At 60.4% G+C, this 17,470-nt stretch carries 15 protein-coding genes; 4 read left to right on the forward strand and 11 right to left on the reverse strand.

The genetic code is table 11. The annotated features are described in order from the left end of the window. Together ACMGF7_RS08265 and rfaQ are read right to left on the reverse strand one after the other, a co-directional pair. A complete protein-coding gene (locus ACMGF7_RS08265) occupies window positions 1–1,128 on the reverse strand; it encodes a glycosyltransferase family 4 protein (protein WP_277497058.1) in 1,128 nt (375 codons plus the stop codon). Beyond that, window positions 1,125–2,207 carry a putative lipopolysaccharide heptosyltransferase III gene (rfaQ, locus tag ACMGF7_RS08270; protein WP_420286416.1) on the reverse strand — a complete coding sequence of 361 codons (1,083 nt, stop codon included), beginning with the start codon at window positions 2,205–2,207 and terminating at the stop codon, window positions 1,125–1,127. Before rfaQ ends, ACMGF7_RS08265 begins: the two co-directional genes overlap by 4 nt. Before the next feature lie 210 nt (window positions 2,208–2,417). Between rfaQ and ACMGF7_RS08275 the strand changes: the two genes are divergently transcribed. Beyond that, the gene (locus ACMGF7_RS08275; RefSeq protein WP_075684474.1) at window positions 2,418–3,374 is read left to right on the forward strand and encodes a polysaccharide deacetylase family protein; all 957 of its coding nucleotides are present in this window, start codon (window positions 2,418–2,420) and stop codon (window positions 3,372–3,374) included. Window positions 3,375–3,382: 8 nt separating this feature from the next. Then, window positions 3,383–4,477 carry a glycosyltransferase family 9 protein gene (locus ACMGF7_RS08280; protein WP_004931167.1) on the forward strand — a complete coding sequence of 365 codons (1,095 nt, stop codon included), beginning with the start codon at window positions 3,383–3,385 and terminating at the stop codon, window positions 4,475–4,477. A 36-nt stretch (window positions 4,478–4,513) separates the two neighbouring features. Here ACMGF7_RS08280 and ACMGF7_RS08285 read toward each other — a convergent pair whose 3' ends face one another. Genes ACMGF7_RS08285 through rfaD form a run of 6 tightly spaced genes read right to left on the reverse strand, consistent with a single transcriptional unit; the run spans window position 4,514 to window position 10,887 of the window. After that, window positions 4,514–5,491, reverse strand: a complete 978-nt coding sequence (locus ACMGF7_RS08285; RefSeq protein ID WP_197764048.1) for a glycosyltransferase — start codon at window positions 5,489–5,491, stop codon at window positions 4,514–4,516. Further along, complete coding sequence (locus ACMGF7_RS08290; RefSeq protein WP_049240836.1) at window positions 5,488–6,729, reverse strand: O-antigen ligase family protein; 1,242 nt, start codon at window positions 6,727–6,729, stop codon at window positions 5,488–5,490. The genes ACMGF7_RS08285 and ACMGF7_RS08290 overlap by 4 nt, the downstream gene beginning before the upstream one ends. A 28-nt stretch (window positions 6,730–6,757) precedes the next feature. Beyond that, window positions 6,758–7,924 (reverse strand): glycosyltransferase, encoded by a 1,167-nt coding sequence (locus tag ACMGF7_RS08295; protein ID WP_049240834.1) that lies wholly within the window; start codon window positions 7,922–7,924, stop codon window positions 6,758–6,760. Beyond that, window positions 7,921–8,886 (reverse strand): lipopolysaccharide heptosyltransferase RfaC, encoded by a 966-nt coding sequence (gene rfaC, locus ACMGF7_RS08300; protein ID WP_021504466.1) that lies wholly within the window; start codon window positions 8,884–8,886, stop codon window positions 7,921–7,923. The genes ACMGF7_RS08295 and rfaC overlap by 4 nt, the downstream gene beginning before the upstream one ends. Before the next feature lie 2 nt (window positions 8,887–8,888). After that, window positions 8,889–9,935: an ADP-heptose--LPS heptosyltransferase RfaF gene (rfaF, locus tag ACMGF7_RS08305; protein ID WP_049240832.1), complete on the reverse strand. Its 1,047-nt coding sequence runs from the start codon at window positions 9,933–9,935 to the stop codon at window positions 8,889–8,891. A gap of 22 nt (window positions 9,936–9,957) precedes the next feature. Further along, entirely contained in the window at window positions 9,958–10,887 is a 930-nt protein-coding gene (gene rfaD / locus ACMGF7_RS08310; protein WP_044030115.1) for an ADP-glyceromanno-heptose 6-epimerase, read from the reverse strand. A 240-nt stretch (window positions 10,888–11,127) separates the two neighbouring features. Between rfaD and kbl the strand changes: the two genes are divergently transcribed. Further along, window positions 11,128–12,324 carry a glycine C-acetyltransferase gene (kbl, locus tag ACMGF7_RS08315; protein ID WP_004931154.1) on the forward strand — a complete coding sequence of 399 codons (1,197 nt, stop codon included), beginning with the start codon at window positions 11,128–11,130 and terminating at the stop codon, window positions 12,322–12,324. Window positions 12,325–12,333: 9 nt separating this feature from the next. Further along, complete coding sequence (gene tdh / locus ACMGF7_RS08320) at window positions 12,334–13,359, forward strand: L-threonine 3-dehydrogenase (protein ID WP_004931152.1); 1,026 nt, start codon at window positions 12,334–12,336, stop codon at window positions 13,357–13,359. A gap of 40 nt (window positions 13,360–13,399) precedes the next feature. On the opposite strand, the gene ACMGF7_RS08325 is transcribed toward tdh, so the two are convergent. Genes ACMGF7_RS08325 through gpmM form a run of 3 tightly spaced genes read right to left on the reverse strand, consistent with a single transcriptional unit; the run spans window position 13,400 to window position 17,241 of the window. Then, entirely contained in the window at window positions 13,400–14,350 is a 951-nt protein-coding gene (locus ACMGF7_RS08325; protein ID WP_049240830.1) for a divergent polysaccharide deacetylase family protein, read from the reverse strand. 2 nt (window positions 14,351–14,352) lie between these two features. Continuing rightward, window positions 14,353–15,687: a murein hydrolase activator EnvC gene (gene envC / locus ACMGF7_RS08330; protein ID WP_049240829.1), complete on the reverse strand. Its 1,335-nt coding sequence runs from the start codon at window positions 15,685–15,687 to the stop codon at window positions 14,353–14,355. A gap of 9 nt (window positions 15,688–15,696) precedes the next feature. Then, complete coding sequence (gpmM, locus tag ACMGF7_RS08335) at window positions 15,697–17,241, reverse strand: 2,3-bisphosphoglycerate-independent phosphoglycerate mutase (RefSeq protein WP_049187724.1); 1,545 nt, start codon at window positions 17,239–17,241, stop codon at window positions 15,697–15,699. Window positions 17,242–17,470: the final 229 nt, after the last annotated feature.

Consider the following 17,470-nt stretch of genomic DNA (forward strand, 5'->3'; position numbering starts at 1 on the left):
CTAATCCAGTAACCGGTTATAGAGGGAAATCAGCTGTTCGGACAGATGCGCCGGCGTAGCCGTCATAATGCGCAATCTCGCCGCTTCGCCCATAGATGATCCCAGCGCCTGGCGCGGCAGTGCCCGAATAGCCTCCGTGATGGCTGGTACATCGAGTGCGTCGGTCACGAAGCCGTTCTGGCCTGGGGTGATAAACTCGGCGCCGCCGCAGGTGGTGCTGGTGATAACCGGCAGGCCGCACGACATCGCTTCCAGAATCACATTCGGGAACGGATCGTACAGCGTCGGCAGCAGCAGCGCGTCCGCGGCCTGATAGAACGGCAGGGTCTGCTTCTGCACGCCCATAAAGTGAATGCGATCGCCGCAGCCCAGCGACTGCGCCAGCGCCCGGTAGCGTTTTTCGGCTTTGTCTTTACCGATCACCAGGAGGTGGCTGTCGGTCGCCGCCACGGCGCGGATGGCGGCGGCCAGCCCTTTGCGCTCGAAACCGGAGCCGACGAAGATCAGGCAGTGCGCCTGTTGCGGGATCTGATATTGCTCGCGCAGACGTTGACGCTGGGCCTCGTCGGCGGGCGGGAACTTTTGATTGTCGATGGCGTTATAGATCACCGTGATCTTGTCGGCGGGCACGCCAAAGTCGGCGATGATTTCCTGCTTGATCATCTCGGCGTTGCAGATGACGGCTTTCAGCTCGGGCGCGGCGTACATGGCGCGTTCGGCGCACATCACATAGCGGTGATAGCGATTGGAGAACAGCCACTTGCGGCGCCATTCCGGCAGCAGACGCGCGCGTTGCAGCAGCCAGCGGCGGTGTACGCCGTCGCCGGCGCGATAGATGTCGCAGCCGGGAATACGTTCGTGGCTTTGCACCAGATCGAAGCGCTCTTTCTGCCACAGCGCCCTGGCCGCCACGGCGAAGCCCCGTTCGCGGCTGATGCGGCCGAGCTTTAACGGATTGCACAGGTGGATATGCCAGTTGGGATTGGCGTCGCCCTGCCATTCGCGAGTGATGACGTTCAGATCGAGATCCTGTTGCTCCAGCGCTTCCAGGGCGCGGGAAACGAAACGTTCGGCTCCGCCGTCCGGGCGGTATTTTTGGCGAACGATCGCCAAACGAAATGCTTTCATGCCAGCGTGCTCCGCGCGGCTGCAATCACCGCGTCTGTAGGAATAAGGTCGAGATATCGTTCGTCGGTGCCGGTATCGATGGCGTCCGGATCGGGCAGTTCGCCGAAGTCGCCGGCCCAGATCACGGCGCCGGTAGCTTCCCACGGCCGCCAGAAAGTCAGCTTGGAAGGGCCGAACAGCGCCACGCACGGCGTTTGCAGCGCGGCGGCCATGTGCATCGGCACCGAATCCACGCCGATAAACAGCTTGGCGTGGTCGATCAGGGCGGCCAGTTGGCGCAGCGTCAGCTGGCCGGCCAACGAGATCACGCCCTGTGGCGGGCAGAGCGCCAAAATGCGTTCTACCATGGCTTGTTCTCTGGCGTCGGGGCCGGAGGTGATCACCAGCTGGTGGCCGTCGGCCTGCAAGGCGGTGAGGGTGGCGGCCATTTTCTCTTCGCTCCAGCATTTGAAGAACCAGCGCGAGGTGGGTTGCACCACAATATAACTGCTGAAGACGCCCTGCTTCTGCAACCGTTGCTCACAAGCCTGCCAATCCTGCGGATCGTAACTCATGGTCACATGTTCATTGAGCGCGGGCAGGTTCAGCGGCGCCAGCAGCGAAAGATTCTGTTCGACGGTATGCAGGTGGGCGTGATTGTCGACCGGCACCAGCTGGGTGTGGCAATGGCGCCACAGCAAGCCGCGGCGTTTGGGGAAATCGAAGCCCAGACGGATACGCGCACCGGTCAGGCGCGTGAGGATGGCGCTGCGCCACTGATCGGCCAGGTTGACCACCAGATCGTAGCGTTGCGCCTTCAGGCGACGCAGCAGCGCCAGTTCGTGCCCCAGGTGCGCGCGGGCGCCCTGTTTTTTCCATTGACGGTCGATGGCGAACAGCGTCGACAGTTCCGGATTACTGGCCAGCATCTCCTGCGTTTCCTGATACAGCAGTACGTCGATTTGCGCCTGCGGGTAGTTTTGCCGCAGGCTGCTGATGACCGGCGTGACCAGCAGCATATCGCCGTGATGGCGCAGTTTTATGATCAAAATACGCTGTACGGATGGGGCGGAAGTTGGGGCTGGCGCGTCGTTCATCATGAGTCGCTTTCTGGGAAACCAATCTTTGATTCTAAATGACACGATCGCATGTGGCTACTGTTGCAAGGTTTTCTTGCCTGGCCGTAAAAAAATCGCCGAGCCGGGGACGAATGCGCTTCAACGTTGTCCAAACCAGGCAGCAAAGTCGTTTGCCCTGGCGAAACGGCCTGCGTAACATAGTGCATTCTGTTGATATCAGGCTCGATATTCATGACTAAACCGGCGTTTCTCATCACCATTGATACCGAAGGCGATAATCTGTGGCAAAACCACGATCGCATCGCGACCGAAAACACGCGTTTCTTGCCGCGCTTTCAGGCATTGTGCGAAAAATACGCCTTCAAACCGGTTTATCTCACCAACTATGAAATGGCGGTGGACCCGGCTTATGTCGAGTTCGCGCGCGACGTGATCGCTCGCGGCACGGGTGAAGTGGGCATGCACCTGCATGCCTGGAACAGCCCGCCGCTGACGCCGCTCACCGACGACGACTGGCGCCACAAGCCTTATTTGATCGAGTATCCCGCCGATCAGATCCGCGCCAAGGTCGATCACATGACCAAGCTGCTGGAAGACACCTTCCAGACCAAAATGCTCAGTCATCGCGCCGGCCGTTGGGCGTTCAACGAATATTATGCCTCGCTGCTGCTGGAATACGGCTATCAGGTGGACTGTTCGGTGACGCCGCGGGTCAACTGGCAGTTTTCGCCGGGCAATCCACAGGGCAACGGCGGCACAGATTATAGTCGGTTCCCGTCGCAGGCCTATTTCATCGATCCGCAGAACATCGCCAAACCGGGCGCTTCGTCGTTGCTGGAAGTGCCGATGAGTATCCAGTACAAGCACTCGGCGCTGATGAATGCCTTCAAGCAGGGCTATGACCGGCTGCGCGGCAAGCGGCGTTCGCCGTCCGTCAACTGGCTGCGGCCGAGTGGCGGCAATGTGGCCAAGATGATAAGCGTGGCTGAGACATCGCTGGCGCAGGGGCATGACTACGTCGAATTCATGCTGCACTCCTCCGAATTTATGCCGGGCGGCAGCCCGACGTTCAAAACCGAGCAGGATATCGAAGGGCTGTACCGCGATCTGGAGCAGCTGTTTGACTGGCTGCAGCAGCGCACGGTGGGCATGACGCTGGCCGAGTATTATCAACTTAAAGCGAATTAAGCACGCACATGTCGAAGAAATGGAAAATCAAGGTTGCCGACTGGTTCTTGCGGCGCTATACGGCGAAGTACGGCCGTTTTCAGGACAAGGCGACGTTCGACGGCGCCCAGCAGTTTGACAATATCGTCATCTATTCCACCACGGCGTTGGGCGACTTCATGTTCAACACGCCGGCACTGCGGGCGATGCGGGAACGCTACCCCAACGCGCACATCACGCTGGTGGTGCACAAGAAAAACCGCGAGCTGGTGGAAAACGGCCGCTATTACGATCGCGTGGTGTATTGGGACAGCAAGATCAAGACGATGCGCCCGTTGCTGAAATCGCTGCGCGAACATCAGCCGGATTTGGCGCTGATCCTGCATTCCCATCTGCCTTATGACATCATCAGCGCCGTACTGGCCGGGGCGAAGTACATTATCAGGGATAACTACAGTTCAGGCATTTGCGGGCTGGAGCCTTGGCTAACCAACTACGTCTTCCATTATTACGGCCACTTCGTGCGCCGCAAGCTGGAGCTGATTTCCATTTTGGGCTGCCGCAGCGACGATCCGACGATGGAAATTCCCGTGGATTATCAGCGCGGCGTCAAAAGCAGCGAGCATCCCACCATCGGTTTTCAGCTGGGGGCGTCAACGGAGTCGCGTTGCTGGCCGGTTGCGCACTATGCGCGGCTGGCCGATGAGCTGGTGGCGAAGCACCCAAATGTACGCATCGTGCTGATTGGCGCACCGTTTGACGACGGCAAGGCCAAACAGTTTTTGAGTCTGATCGGCCCGCAAACGCAGGCCTGCGTGGATAACCAGATCGGTAAAACGGGGCTGCAAGGTTTACTGACGTTGCTCGACAGTTTCCATGTTCTGGTTACCGGCGATACCGGGCCGTTGCATCTGGCGGTGGCGTTGAAGGTGAAAACCATCAGCCTGTTCGTGACCGCCGACTCACGTTCCACCGGGCCGATTCAGGATCCTGAACTGCACCGCATCATTCAGGTGTCTCGTACCGGCTATACGATGCCGCTGGAGGCGGAAAGCCCGATGGGGGTTATCCAGCCGCAGCGGATTTATGACGAGTTGGTCGCGCACGTGCCTTTAGCGCGCTAAAGGCGAGACGACGCATCGGCCGCCCGGCCGATGCGGTTAGTGCGGCCTGCGCCCGCGCAGCTTCGAAAGAAAGGTATCCACTCGCGCATAGCGCATCTGGCGGACTTTTTTGCCCGGCACGTCGCTGTTGCGGCAGACAGCGGCGGCGCGGCGCAGGATATGCAGCGTTGCCGGCGCGTAATGGTAATAGCCGTACACCGCTTTCGACATGCTTTTCACCTCGGAAAAGCAGTTAGCCAGCATCAGGGCGGCTAACCGGCGCAGCGGCTCATCCCCGGGATGCTGCGCCACAAAACGCAGCATCTTCTCCATGGCGAACAGCAGATCTTCAATATCTTTGGGTTTGATATTGCGGGTGATGCCCTGGCTGTTGTCCCGATAGAAGTAGAGCTCGCAGTCAAGATGGGCGATGCGGCGAGTTTTGAAATACTGAAAAGGCGTGAAAATCACGTCTTCGTAGCGCCTGCCGTCTTCGAACGCCTCCCCTTCCAGCAGCGTGCGTTTATATACCCGGCTCCAGAGATGCCACATCGAGCGTGCAAACAGCGGTTGCAGGCAGCCGAGCCCCAACTGTGAAAAGTCGTAGGCTGCGGGCTGCGCCGCGCGGTTATCCGGCGTCGACGGATGTTCGGTGAACTTCTGATAATTAAAATCGATCAGGTCATATTCACCGGCGATCAACAGGGGGCGCAGGATCGCCAGATAGTCGTCGCTCAGCAGATCGTCGCCGTCGAGAAAGGTGACATAGCGCCCGGTGGCCCGCTGTAGCCCGACGTTGCGGGCGTGCGCAATGCCGCCGTTGGCCTGTGAAGTAAGGACCACGCGCGGATGCCGCCGCTGCGCCAGATAGTGGCTGACCAGCGCGGCGGAGGCGTCGGTGGAGCCATCGTCGATGATCACCACCTCGATATCGTCGTCAATCTGTACAAATAACGAATCCAGCGCAGCGATAACGAACGCTTCATTATTATAAAACGGCACGATAACGCTGAGCAGCGGCTGCTGAGGATTCACAAGGTGGGCTCCTGAACTGGGGGCTGTTTCGTAACGGAAAGAACGGCGGCGATCAGCGCCAGGCAGAACATGACGGTGCCTTCCGTGCTGAAGAAGATGACGTCGCTCAGGCCGTAAACGAACAGGCTGGCGCTGACGCTCAGCAGTAACGCGTTGCGCTGCGGCCGGAACGAAGAGAAGAGCAGGCCGGCGTAGAGCGCCAGCAGCAGCAGTACGCCCCAGACGCCCTTGAGCGAGTAGGTTTCCAGCAGTTCGTTGTGCAGGTGGACGTTGATGTAGGGCATGACGCCGTACAGATGTGGCTGCTGCGCGACGATGGCGCGGATCTCTTCACCGCGTTGTTCGGCGGATTGGCCCCAAGGCGCTTGTGAACCGGTACGCCATGCCAGCGTTTGCATCGACAGCCGGGAAATGATCGAGTTATCCGTTTGTGGCTGATCCATCAGGCGCATGTCGGTCTCAAAGGCCTGGATGCGTTCTTCTATCTGCGTCTTGAACGCCAGACCGCAGGCTATGAGCAGCAGCGGCACTGAGGCCACCAACGCGAGCTTGTGTTTTCTGGAAACCAGCTGCTTGGTCGCCAACAGCGACAGGCAGACCGCTGCCGGGTAGACCAACATGGCCGCGCGCGTGCCGGTGAGCACCAGCGCAGAGAAGGACAGCAGGAACGCCGTGATATATAACGCCAGACGGTAGCGGGTGCGCAGCATCAGGATGGCCTGCATCATGACCAGATCGAGGGCGGTCATCAGGTAGGCCGCGATCGTGGCGCGATCGAAGTTGAGCTCTACGCGCGGGATATCCAGCCGCAGCCCCTGATAGAGTGAATAACCGTTGATCGCCAGACCGGTGGCGAGGGCTACGACAACGAGCAGGCGCTGCACGCACAGGCGTTCATTAAGCGCGATCAGTAAGATGAAAGCGGTCGCGAGTTGGAGCTTGCCGGTCGACATGTAAGAGCGGTAAATGTTGATGTAATCACCCGGCTGTTTGAAGTGGTGCATCCAGAGGATGGTTCCCATGCCTACGCTGAACATCAGCGCGGGCAACAGCAGATTTTTAACGTTGCTGAAGTAGTAGCGCGGGTACAGGCAAACGGCGATAAAGGCGATGTAGCTGGAAATATAAAACAGATTGCGTCCGGTCGCAGAACCGAAAGGAATAGTGCAAAAAGCGATGGCGCACCCCAGATAGATCAGATAGCTGAAGGCAGGGTGCGGTGTTCTGTGTTTTAGCATCGGGCGTGTTTTCCGGCTCACGTTCCAATTAAGCGATAAAGGATCGCAGCGTGTCGTCGAATTCAACTTTGAACTGAGCATAGTTGAAATGTTCCGCAGGATAGCGCTGCGCATTTCGGCTCAGAGTCTGGTAGGTTTCTCGCTCCAGCAATTTCTCAACGGCATCCGCACAGTCGATATGCGACAGCAGCTTGGGCGCCACCAGGCTGTCGGTCTGCGGATCGTAGACCTCATGCGGGAAGTCGACCTCGATATCGGTGAGCTGCCGGTGTTGTTCGATGGTGACCGACGGCGTCAGGCCAAGGCCGCAGACCCCGTCCTTGACCGCTTCCGGCTGGCCGTCGACCCGCGGGAAAATGACCGGCACGCCGAAATAGAGCGATTCCATGCAGGACAAGCCGAACGGCTCGGTGATCGGCGTGCTCATGTAGATGTGCGTGCGATTGAAGAAGCCGGCGACGTCATCCTGATAACCGCTGAAGGTGACGCGGTCGCCGAGCTGAAGCCGTGCCGCCAGCGCCTCGAACGCCGCGCGATCCGGCCCTTTGCCGGCCACTTCCAGCGTGACGTCATGCCCGCGCCGCAGCAGTTCCTGCATCATCAATAATGAAACGCTGATGCCTTTCAGGCTGACCAGGCGTGAGGCAGTGCCGATCCTGACCGGCTGCGACAGCGTTTTCGGCGCAGCGTCGATCCCCGCCGGCGTCTTGATGCGGTTGATCACCACGTGATTTGGGCAAGGCAGATTAAAGCGCAGCTCCATCACCCGCTTCGACGCGTGTGAGGCGGAAATCACACCGTCCAGCATGGCGAAGAAACGCAGCGTCTTTTTATTCTTGGGGTAACGCCAGGAGCAGCCGTGATCGTAGTAAACCAGCTTGCCGCGCTTGGGTTTGGCCGCCAGCCCCGGCACCAGATCCCAGACGATCACCACGTCGGCGTTCGCCCGTTCAATTTTCCATTTCAGCAAAAATTTGCGCAGGAACTGCGGGCAACGCAACGGCAGCGCATTGATAAGGCGGTTGGCGAAGGTGACGGGCTGATGCGCAGGCAACTGGCGGCGGATCTCTTCGCCAATGTCGCCGCTGATGCACAGGACCTGGTTGCTGCCGTCGGTGGTATCGTTGATGTACTGCAGGAACAGGCGCTCGACGCCGCCCATTTTACCCAGGTTGATAATGTGCAGTTTTTTCATGCTATAACCTTTTGCAACGCCTGCCATGCCGTATCGGCGTCGATTGTCGCCATGCTTTTTTCCGGCGAAATCAGCGAGTGCTGATTTTGCCCGTAACCGCCGATCAGGCCGGGATCGGTCGGCCCGAACAGCGTGATGTTCGGTTTGTCGAGCGCGGCGGTCAGATGGCTGAGCCCGGTGTCGACCGAAACCACGCCTTTGGCGCCGGCCAGCACCTCGGCCACCTGCTGCAGGCTGAGTTTCGGCAGCACTTCGACATGTGGAAAACCTTCCGCCAAGCGCAGCGCGCGCTGATGTTCATGCTCTGCGCCCCACGGCAGTTTGATCTTCAGCCCGCTGTCCGCCGCCAGCGCGATCAGCTCACGCCAGTTTTGCTCCGGCCAATGCTTATCGTCACGGGTCGTCGCGTGCAGAAACACCAAATACTGCCCGGCATCGGCCGGCGGGCGGCTGAGAAAGCGTGCGGCGATGGCGTAATCGCCGTAGCTGCCCGGTTTATCGTAGCCGAGGCTTTTGGCGAACAGTTCGCGCGTGCGTTCCACCGCGTGCTGCTGTTTGTCTACCTCATGGCGCACATTGTAGAACCAACTGGCGAACGGCTCGCGCGCACTCTTGCAGTCCGGGCCATGTTTGTTGCCTTTAGCGATGCGCGTGATCAGCGCGGCGCTTTTGATCAGGCCCTGCGCGTCGATCACCACGTCGTAACGGCGTTCTTGCAGCGCGCGCTTGAAGTCGCAGCGCTGTTGCCGAGTATCGTTGCCGAACCAGTTTTTTCGCCAGCGGCGAATGGCTACCGGAATCACGCGATCTACCGCCGGGTGCCAGGTGGGGATTTGGCTGAAGCCTTCTTCCACCACCCAGTCGAAGCGGATATCGGGAATGGCCTGCAGCGCGTCGGTCAGGGCGGGCAGCGTATGCAGCACGTCCCCCATCGAGGAGGTTTTTACAATTAACACCTGCATGACTATTCCTCGCTGGCGACAAGTAACGGCGTCAGCGCATCCAACACTTGCTGCGGCTGAATATCGATCAAACTTTGGTGGTATCCCTGCTCGGCATCGCCCTTACGCACCTTGTGGTAGCCGCTGATCAGGCGAATGACCCGCGCCTTGTCGGAAAGCGGCGGCGTGAAGTCGGGGCTGCTTGGGCCGTACAAGGCTATCAGCGGTTTGTTCAACGCTGCGGCAACGTGCATTAAACCGGAGTCGTTGCTGACCACCGCCCGGCAGGCTGCGATCAGGATAACTGCTTGCTCCAGCTGGGTTTTCCCGGCCAGATTAAGGCAGAAATCGCGCGCGTCGTCCTGCAACGCGGCGCGGATCTGTTCGCCGGCCTCATGGTCTTTTGCCGAACCGAACAGCGCGATCTGATAGCCGCCCTCGATCAGCCGCTGAGCTAACGCCGCGTAGTGATAGTGCGGCCAGCGTTTGGCGGGGCCGAACTCCGCGCCCGGGCAGAAGCCGACGATCGGCCGGCTGTCGGTCAGGTTGAAGGCCGCGGTGGTGTCGGCGATCTCTTCGTCGCTCACCTGCAGCCGCGGCCACAGCAGCGGCTGCGGCAGATCGTCGGCGCGCAGAACGCGGCCTTTGTCATAGGCCAGCGCCACGTAGCGTTGCACCATCAACGGGAAGGCGCTCTTGTCGAGCACGCGGACGTCGTTCAGCAGGCCGTAGCGCATTTCGCCCCGCCAGCCGGTGCGCTGCGGGATATCGGCGAAGAAGGGCACCAGCGCGGATTTGAACGAGTTGGGCAGAACATAAGCGCGATCGTAACGGTTGGCGCGCAGAGCGCGCCCCAGGCGGCGGCGCTCGCCGAGCCCCAGCGCGCCGTGGCCCAGCGGCATCGCCAGCGCCTGATTGACTTCCGGCATGCGCGCCAGCAACGGGCGGCACCAGGCCGGCGCCATCACATCGATCTCCGCCGACGGGTATTCGGCCTTCAGGGTGCGATAGAGACTTTGCGACATCATCATGTCGCCAACCCAAGAAGGGCCGATAACCAGTATTTTCATACCCAGCGTTAATTCCTTCAGCTTATGCGGTGCGGTTCAACCAGGCCATGTACTCTTTCACGCCTTCGGCGACCGTTTTGAACGGTGCGTTGTAGCCGGCGGCGCGCAGCTTGGTCAGATCGGCCTGAGTGTACGCCTGATAGCGGCCTTTCAGCTTCTCCGGGAACTCGATGTATTCCACAGCGCCTTTCTGGTGGAAGTCCACCACCGCGTCGGCTACCGCCTGGAAGGTTTCCGCTCGGCCGGTGCCGCAGTTGAAGATGCCGGATTTGCCGGTTTCCCAGAACCACAGGTTAACCGCCGCCACATCGCCGACGTAGATGAAGTCACGCTTGAAGTTTTCGCTGCCGGCGAACAGTTTCGGGTTTTCGCCGCGGTTGATCTGAGTATTCAGGTGGAAGGCGACGCTGGCCATGCTGCCTTTGTGGCCTTCGCGCGGGCCGTAAACGTTGAAGTAGCGGAAGCCGCAGATCTGCGAGTCCGCTTCCGGCAGGATCTCGCGCACGTACTGATCGAACAGGAATTTGGAGTAGCCGTAAACGTTGAGCGGCGCTTCATACTCACGCTCTTCGATGAACTCTTCGCGGCCGCCGTAAGTGGCGGCGGAGGAGGCATACAAGAACGGGATTTCGCGATCCAGGCAGTAGTGCAGCAGGTCTTTGGAGTACTGATAGTTATTGTCCATCATGTACTTGCCGTCCCACTCGGTGGTCGCGGAGCAGGCGCCTTCGTGGAACACCGCTTCGATCTCGCCCAGATCGTCGCCGGCCACGATGCTGGCGATAAAGTCTTCTTTATCGATATAGTCGGCGATGTCCAGATCGACCAGGTTGACGAACTTGGTGCCGTCCTTCAGGTTATCCACCACCAGGATATCGCGATATCCCTTGTCGTTCAGTGCCTTAATGATGTTGCTGCCGATCATGCCGGCGCCGCCTGTGACGATAATCATTGGGTTACCCCTGCTAAGCTGCCTGGCGGGGCACAATGCCCCACGCTCAATGGCGGTTATAATAGCATTTCATGCCGCGGCAAACAGCGGAAGGGCTCCGAATATCCCGCATTGCCATTGAAGGCCGCCGTTTGCCGTGATATCTGCTGCAATTTTAATATTCTCTCCCGCGCATTCTCGTCAGTTTGGTTACAAATCAGTAAAATATGCCGCAAATAGCCCAATCCTGGAGATAACCGAATGTCAGCGTCTTTTTATCAGCAGTTGGAACAACAGCTTGCCGCCACGCGCAGTGAAGGGCTGTTCAAGGAAGAACGCATCATCACCTCCGCGCAACAGGCGGATATCGCCGTCGCCGACGGCAGCCATGTGATCAACTTCTGCGCCAATAACTACCTGGGCCTGGCCAACCACCCGGCGCTGATCGCCGCCGCCAAGTCGGGCATGGACAGCCACGGTTTCGGCATGGCGTCGGTGCGCTTCATCTGCGGCACCCAGGACAGCCACAAGCAGCTGGAACAGAAACTGGCGGCCTTTTTGGGCATGGAAGACGCGATCCTGTACTCCTCTTGCTTCGACGCCAACGGCGGGCTGTTCGAAACCCTGCTCGGCCCGGAAGACGCCATTATCTCCGATGCGCTGAACCACGCGTCGATCATCGACGGCGTGCGCCTGTGCAAGGCCAAGCGCTATCGCTATGCCAATAACGACATGACCGAGCTGGCCGCGCAGCTCAAGCAGGCCAAAGCCGACGGCGCGCGTCACATCCTGATCGCCACCGACGGCGTCTTCTCGATGGACGGCGTGATTGCCAACCTGAAAGGGGTTTGCGATCTGGCGGACGAATACCAGGCGCTGGTGATGGTGGATGACTCTCACGCGGTGGGCTTTGTCGGCGCCAACGGGCGCGGCACCCATGAATACTGCGAAGTGATGGGCCGCGTCGATATCATCACCGGTACGTTAGGCAAAGCGCTGGGCGGCGCGTCCGGCGGTTACACCGCCGCCAAGAAAGAAGTGGTGGAGTGGCTGCGCCAGCGTTCGCGCCCGTACCTGTTCTCCAACTCGCTGGCGCCGGCGATCGTCGCCGCGTCGATCAAAGTGCTGGAACTGCTGGAAGAGGGCGATGCCCTGCGCGATCGCCTGTGGGCCAATGCGCGTCTGTTCCGCGAAAAAATGACCGCCGCCGGCTTCACGTTGGCCGGCGCCGATCACGCCATCATCCCGGTGATGCTGGGTGAGGCGAAGTTGGCGCAGGAATTCGCCAATGCGTTGCTCAAGGAAGGCATCTATGTGACCGGTTTCTTCTATCCGGTGGTGCCGAAAGGCCAGGCGCGCATCCGTACCCAGATGTCCGCCGACCACACCCCGGAGCAAATCGAACGCGCAGTGGCGGCGTTTACACGTATCGGTAAGGATCTTGGCGTTATTGCATAAGGTAAAACCATGAAAGCACTGTCAAAACTGAAAGCGGAAGAAGGGATTTGGATGACCGACGTGCCTCAGCCGGAGCTGGGCCACAACGACATCATGATCAAAATCCGCAAAACCGCGATCTGCGGCACCGATGTGCATATCTACAACTGGGACGAGTGGTCGCAAAAAACCATTCCGGTTCCGATGGTGGTCGGCCATGAATACGTGGGCGAAGTGGTGGCGATCGGTCAGGAAGTCAAAGGCTTCAACATCGGCGATCGCGTGTCCGGCGAAGGCCACATCACCTGCGGCCACTGCCGCAACTGCCGCGGCGGCCGCACGCACCTGTGCCGCAACACCGTCGGCGTGGGCGTGAACCGCCCGGGCAGCTTCGCGGAATACCTGGTGATCCCGGCGTTCAACGCCTTCAAGATCCCGGATAACATCTCCGACGAATTGGCTTCGATCTTCGATCCGTTCGGTAACGCGGTGCACACCGCGCTGTCGTTCGATCTGGTCGGGGAAGACGTGCTGGTGTCCGGTGCCGGCCCGATCGGTATCATGGCGGCGGCGGTGTGCAAACACGTCGGCGCCCGCCATGTGGTGATCACCGACGTTAACGAATACCGCCTGGAACTGGCGCGCAAAATGGGCGTGACCCGTGCGGTGAACGTCAGCAAGGAAAACCTCAGCGACGTGATGGCCGAACTGGGCATGACCGAAGGGTTCGACGTCGGCCTGGAAATGTCCGGCGCGCCGCCGGCGTTCCGCACGTTGCTTAATGCGATGAACCACGGCGGGCGTATCGCCATGCTGGGCATTCCGCCTTCGGATATGTCGATCGACTGGAATCAGGTCATCTTCAAAGGGCTGTTTATCAAAGGGATTTACGGCCGTGAAATGTTCGAAACCTGGTACAAGATGGCGGCGCTGATCCAGTCCGGCCTCGATTTGACCCCGATCATCACCCACCGTTTCTCGATCGACGAGTTCCAGCAGGGCTTCGACGCCATGCGCTCCGGCAAGTCGGGCAAAGTGGTGCTGAGCTGGGATTAACCTCGGCGATGTGAAAAGGGCCGGAATTCCGGCCCTTTTTTTATGCTTGCGGTTTGGTTTGCGTCCAGTGCTGCCAATGACGCTTGATGAAAGTCACCGGCGGCGAGGTGGCAATGCTGTCGGCGATAACGCCCAGCGCGGTGCCGGCGTTGGCTTTTTCCTTCGGCGGTTTGACCTTGCACTGCTTGATGCCGCCGCTGAACGGGTTCTTCGGCTGCGGTTTTTGCGGTTTGACCGGCGGGACGTAGCTGCCACCGCCGTTGCCCTGCGGTTCGTTCAGCAGCGCGCTCGGTTTGACCAGTACGATATCGGCGGGCAGCGACGGCAGCATCTGCTGCAGCACCTTCACCGTCGCCGGGCGCGGGTGGCCGATGGCGATGGCGGATCCGTTGCGCCGCGCCAATTCAACCGCGCGGTTGAATTGGCGGCGGATATCGGCTTCGTTCGCGGTATCGTCGAGGAACACCTTGCGTTTGATCACTTTCACGCCGGTGCCGGCCGCGGCGCGGGTCGCCTGGCTGCTGCCGATGGTCATGCTGTCGAGGAAGTACAGGCGGTAGCTTTCGAGCGCCTGCATCACTTTCTGCATGCCCGGCAGGCTGGAGGTCATGGCGCTGCCCATGTGGTTGTTCATGCCGACCGCGTAGGGCACGTTGTTCACCGCGTTGCGGATGATGCGCTGGATCTCGTCGCTGCTCATGGAAGGCTGCAGGGTATCGCGTTCCAGCGGCTGCTTGCTGAGCGGCGCCATCGGCATGTGGATCAAGACTTCGCGGCCCTGGCTGTGGGCGCGGGTGGCCATCAGGCGGGCATGCGGCGCGTTGGGCAAGACTGCGACCGAGATCGCCGTCGGCATTTGCAGCACCGCGTTTTCTTCGTGAGGGCGGTAGCCCACGTCATCGATGACGATGGAGAGTTTTCCTGCCTGCGCAGCGTAAACCTGCAGCAGACAGCCGATTAACAAAGCTGTACGGGTTTTGACATAACGCAAATCTATCTTCCCAACCACGGCAGTGGGTTAACCGCCTGTCCCTGACGACGGATTTCGAAATAGAGCGACGGCGTTCCCTGGCCGCCGCTGGTGCCGACCAGAGCGATCGGCTGGCCGGCGCGCACCTGCGCCCCGACGTTGACCAACGCGCTTTGGTTGTAGCCGTACACGCTCATGTCGCCTTTACCGTGTTCGACCACCACCATCAGGCCATAGCCTTGCAGCCAGTCGGCCAGCAGCACGCGGCCATCGGCGACGGCTTTCACTTCGCTGCCTTCGCGGGCTTCGATCACCATGCCTTTCCAGCGTAGCTCGCCCTGCTGCTGCTCGCCAAAGCCGTGCAGCGTGCGGCCGCGCACCGGCCACATCAGCTGGCCGGCCGGACGACCGAGGCCGCCGGTTCGCGCCATCAGCGAGCGATCGGCTTCGCTAGGTTTGTAGGTGGTGCCGGTTTTCTTCGCCTGCTGTTCCTTGATGCGCACCTGCTCGCGCACTTTGGCCGCTTCACGCGCTTCGCGTTCGGCGCGCGCACGGGCTTCGCGCTCCGCCCGAGCGATCTTGTCGCGCATGCGGGCTTCGTTCTGGCGCAGTTCCACCAGGCGTTGTTGGTCTTTTTCCAGCGAGGCTTCCAGCGCGGTCAGCGTTTTCTTGCGGGCGCCGCGCGCCTGCTCCAGCCTCTGCTGCTGCGTCTGTTGCTCGCTCAGTAAGGATTTTTGCTGGCCCTGTTTGGCCACCAGCGTGGTTTTTTGCTTCGCCAGCTCGGTGCGGGTCTGTTTCAACTCTTCGATGGTTTTCTGGCGCGCTTCGTTCAGATAACCGAAATAGGCCAGAATACGTTCGCTGCGCTGGCTTTCTTCACCGCTGAGGATCAGCTGCACGGCGCTGTGCTGCCCTTGCCGGAAGGCGGCATCGAGCTGTTTGGCGAGGAGATTTTGCTGGGTCGATTGCTGCTTTTGCAGTTTGGTTATCGAGGCGTTCAGGCCGGAAATATCCTTGCCCAACTGGGTGAGCGTGCCCTGGGTGTCGCGCAACTGGCGGCTGGCCTGGGCGATGGTTTTTTCCTGTTGACGCAGCTGATCCTGCAGCGAGCTGCGCTGCTGTTGCTGCTGCTTCACCGCTTTTTCTTTCTCGGCGATGCTCTGCTGGATGTCTTTCAGCTGGGATTTATTGTCTTCCGCCGCCTGGCCGGCGAGCGGCAACAGCAAGACGCCAGCGCAAAATACGCTGGCGCACATGGCGGTGAACGTCCTTGGCGCGGTGCGTTCAGGCAGCGGCCGGCTGCCTGCGTTTGCGCTTCGGGTTACCCTTGATAGTGCAAAAAACGCCTTCTCCCTCATGGAGAAGGATTATTCCACGATGAACAGCGGCTTACCAGTCATCTCTTGCGGGATTTCCATTCCCATCAGCGTTAACAGGGTTGGCGCGATGTCCGAAAGCTTGCCGCCTTCGACCGCGCGCGCCGGTTTGCCGACGTAAATCAGCGGCACCGGCAGGCTGGTGTGGGCGGTGTGCGCCTGGCCGGTGGCCGGATCGCGCATCTGCTCGGCGTTGCCGTGATCGGCGGTGATCAGCAGTTGGCCGTCGACGTCGCGCACCGCGTCAACCACCTGAGCGATGCAGGCGTCCAGCGTTTCCACCGCTTTGACCGCCGCTTCATACACGCCGGTATGCCCCACCATGTCACCGTTCGGGTAGTTGCAGATGATGGCGTCGTATTTGCCGCTGCGGATGGCGCTCAGCAGCTTGTCGGTCAGTTCGGCGGCGCTCATCTCCGGCTGCAGATCATAGGTGGCGACCTGCGGCGAGTTGACCAGCACGCGGTCTTCGCCCTTGAACGGCGCTTCCACGCCGCCGTTATAGAAGAAGGTGACGTGGGCGTATTTTTCGGTTTCCGAGATGCGCAGCTGGGTTTTGTCGTGCTTCATCAGCCATTCGCCGAAGGTGTTGGCCAGCGGCGCCGGCGGATAGGCGCAGGCGGTCGCGATGTCGGCGGCGTATTCGGTCAGCATCACGAAATCGCCGAACTGCACCTGCTTGGCGCGCGGGAAACCGTCGAAGTCGGCGTTCACGAAAGCGCGGGTGATCTGGCGCGCGCGGTCGGCGCGGAAGTTCATGAAGATCAACGCGTCGCCGTCCTGCATTGCGGCATCGGCCTCACCGGCGGCGCGGATCACGGTCGGTCTGACGAACTCGTCGTTTTCACCGCGCTGATAAGCAGCCTGCAGGCCGGCGATCGCATCCTCGGCCACGGAATCGCCTTTGGCTGCGGTCAGCAGGTCATAGGCCAGCTGCACGCGATCCCAGCGGTTGTCGCGGTCCATCGCGTAGTAGCGGCCGATCAGCGAGGCGATGCGCCCGACGCCCAATGCGGCGAAGGCGTCGCGGCAGCGTTGCAGCGGGGCTTCGGCGCTGCGCGGCGGCGTGTCGCGCCCGTCAAGGAAGGCATGCAGATAAATGGCTTTGGCGCCGCGTTGGGCGGCCAGCTTGATCATGGCCAGGATGTGCTCGTCATGGCTGTGCACGCCGCCCGGCGACAGCAGGCCCATGATATGCACCGCCTTGCCGGCCGCTACGGCCTTATCGACGGCGGCGGTCAGCACCGGGTTGGTGAAGAAGTCGCCGTCGGCGATCGCTTTGTCCAGCCGGGTCAGATCCTGGTACACGATGCGCCCGGCGCCCAGATTGACGTGGCCGACTTCGGAGTTGCCCATTTGCCCATCGGGCAGGCCGACATCCAGCCCGGAGGCGGCGATCAGCGTATGCGGCTGCTCCTGCCACAGACGATCCATCACCGGGGTGCCGGCGTTCAGGATCGCGTTGTCCTGCCGCTCTTCACGGTGGCCGTAACCGTCCAGGATCACCAGGACCATCGGTTTTTTGTTGTTCGACATTGCATTGACCTCTTATGAACTTTTTAAGCTGCGAATAGCCATGCGCCCGCCGCAAGCATGGCTATTCGCCCTCGAAAAACCGGCTGATTTTACACCGCCGCCGGCGATAAATAGCCCAAAGAGATCAAGGTTGCGGCGAATCGCGCGGGCTTTTATGCTCTGACGTCGGGAATTTCTCAGCGCAGCCCGCAGTTTCTACAATCGCGCTTGCTTATTGGCTGTATTTGCC

The organism is Serratia sp. BNK-17 (assembly GCF_048684935.1).
Taxonomy (GTDB): domain Bacteria; phylum Pseudomonadota; class Gammaproteobacteria; order Enterobacterales; family Enterobacteriaceae; genus Serratia; species Serratia nematodiphila.

Excerpts from the sequence above, each read along its gene's own strand:
- ACMGF7_RS08265 (WP_277497058.1), bottom strand. The coding sequence starts at position 1,128 with ATGAAAGCATTTCGTTTGGCGATCGTTCGCCAAAAATACCGCCCGGAC.
- rfaQ (WP_420286416.1), bottom strand. The coding sequence starts at position 2,207 with ATGATGAACGACGCGCCAGCCCCAACTTCCGCCCCATCCGTACAGCGT.
- ACMGF7_RS08275 (WP_075684474.1), top strand. The coding sequence starts at position 2,418 with ATGACTAAACCGGCGTTTCTCATCACCATTGATACCGAAGGCGATAAT.
- ACMGF7_RS08280 (WP_004931167.1), top strand. The coding sequence starts at position 3,383 with ATGTCGAAGAAATGGAAAATCAAGGTTGCCGACTGGTTCTTGCGGCGC.
- ACMGF7_RS08290 (WP_049240836.1), bottom strand. The coding sequence starts at position 6,729 with ATGCTAAAACACAGAACACCGCACCCTGCCTTCAGCTATCTGATCTAT.
- ACMGF7_RS08295 (WP_049240834.1), bottom strand. The coding sequence starts at position 7,924 with ATGAAAAAACTGCACATTATCAACCTGGGTAAAATGGGCGGCGTCGAG.
- rfaC (WP_021504466.1), bottom strand. The coding sequence starts at position 8,886 with ATGCAGGTGTTAATTGTAAAAACCTCCTCGATGGGGGACGTGCTGCAT.
- rfaF (WP_049240832.1), bottom strand. The coding sequence starts at position 9,935 with ATGAAAATACTGGTTATCGGCCCTTCTTGGGTTGGCGACATGATGATG.
- rfaD (WP_044030115.1), bottom strand. The coding sequence starts at position 10,887 with ATGATTATCGTCACAGGCGGCGCCGGCATGATCGGCAGCAACATCATT.
- kbl (WP_004931154.1), top strand. The coding sequence starts at position 11,128 with ATGTCAGCGTCTTTTTATCAGCAGTTGGAACAACAGCTTGCCGCCACG.
- tdh (WP_004931152.1), top strand. The coding sequence starts at position 12,334 with ATGAAAGCACTGTCAAAACTGAAAGCGGAAGAAGGGATTTGGATGACC.
- envC (WP_049240829.1), bottom strand. The coding sequence starts at position 15,687 with ATGAGGGAGAAGGCGTTTTTTGCACTATCAAGGGTAACCCGAAGCGCA.
- gpmM (WP_049187724.1), bottom strand. The coding sequence starts at position 17,241 with ATGTCGAACAACAAAAAACCGATGGTCCTGGTGATCCTGGACGGTTAC.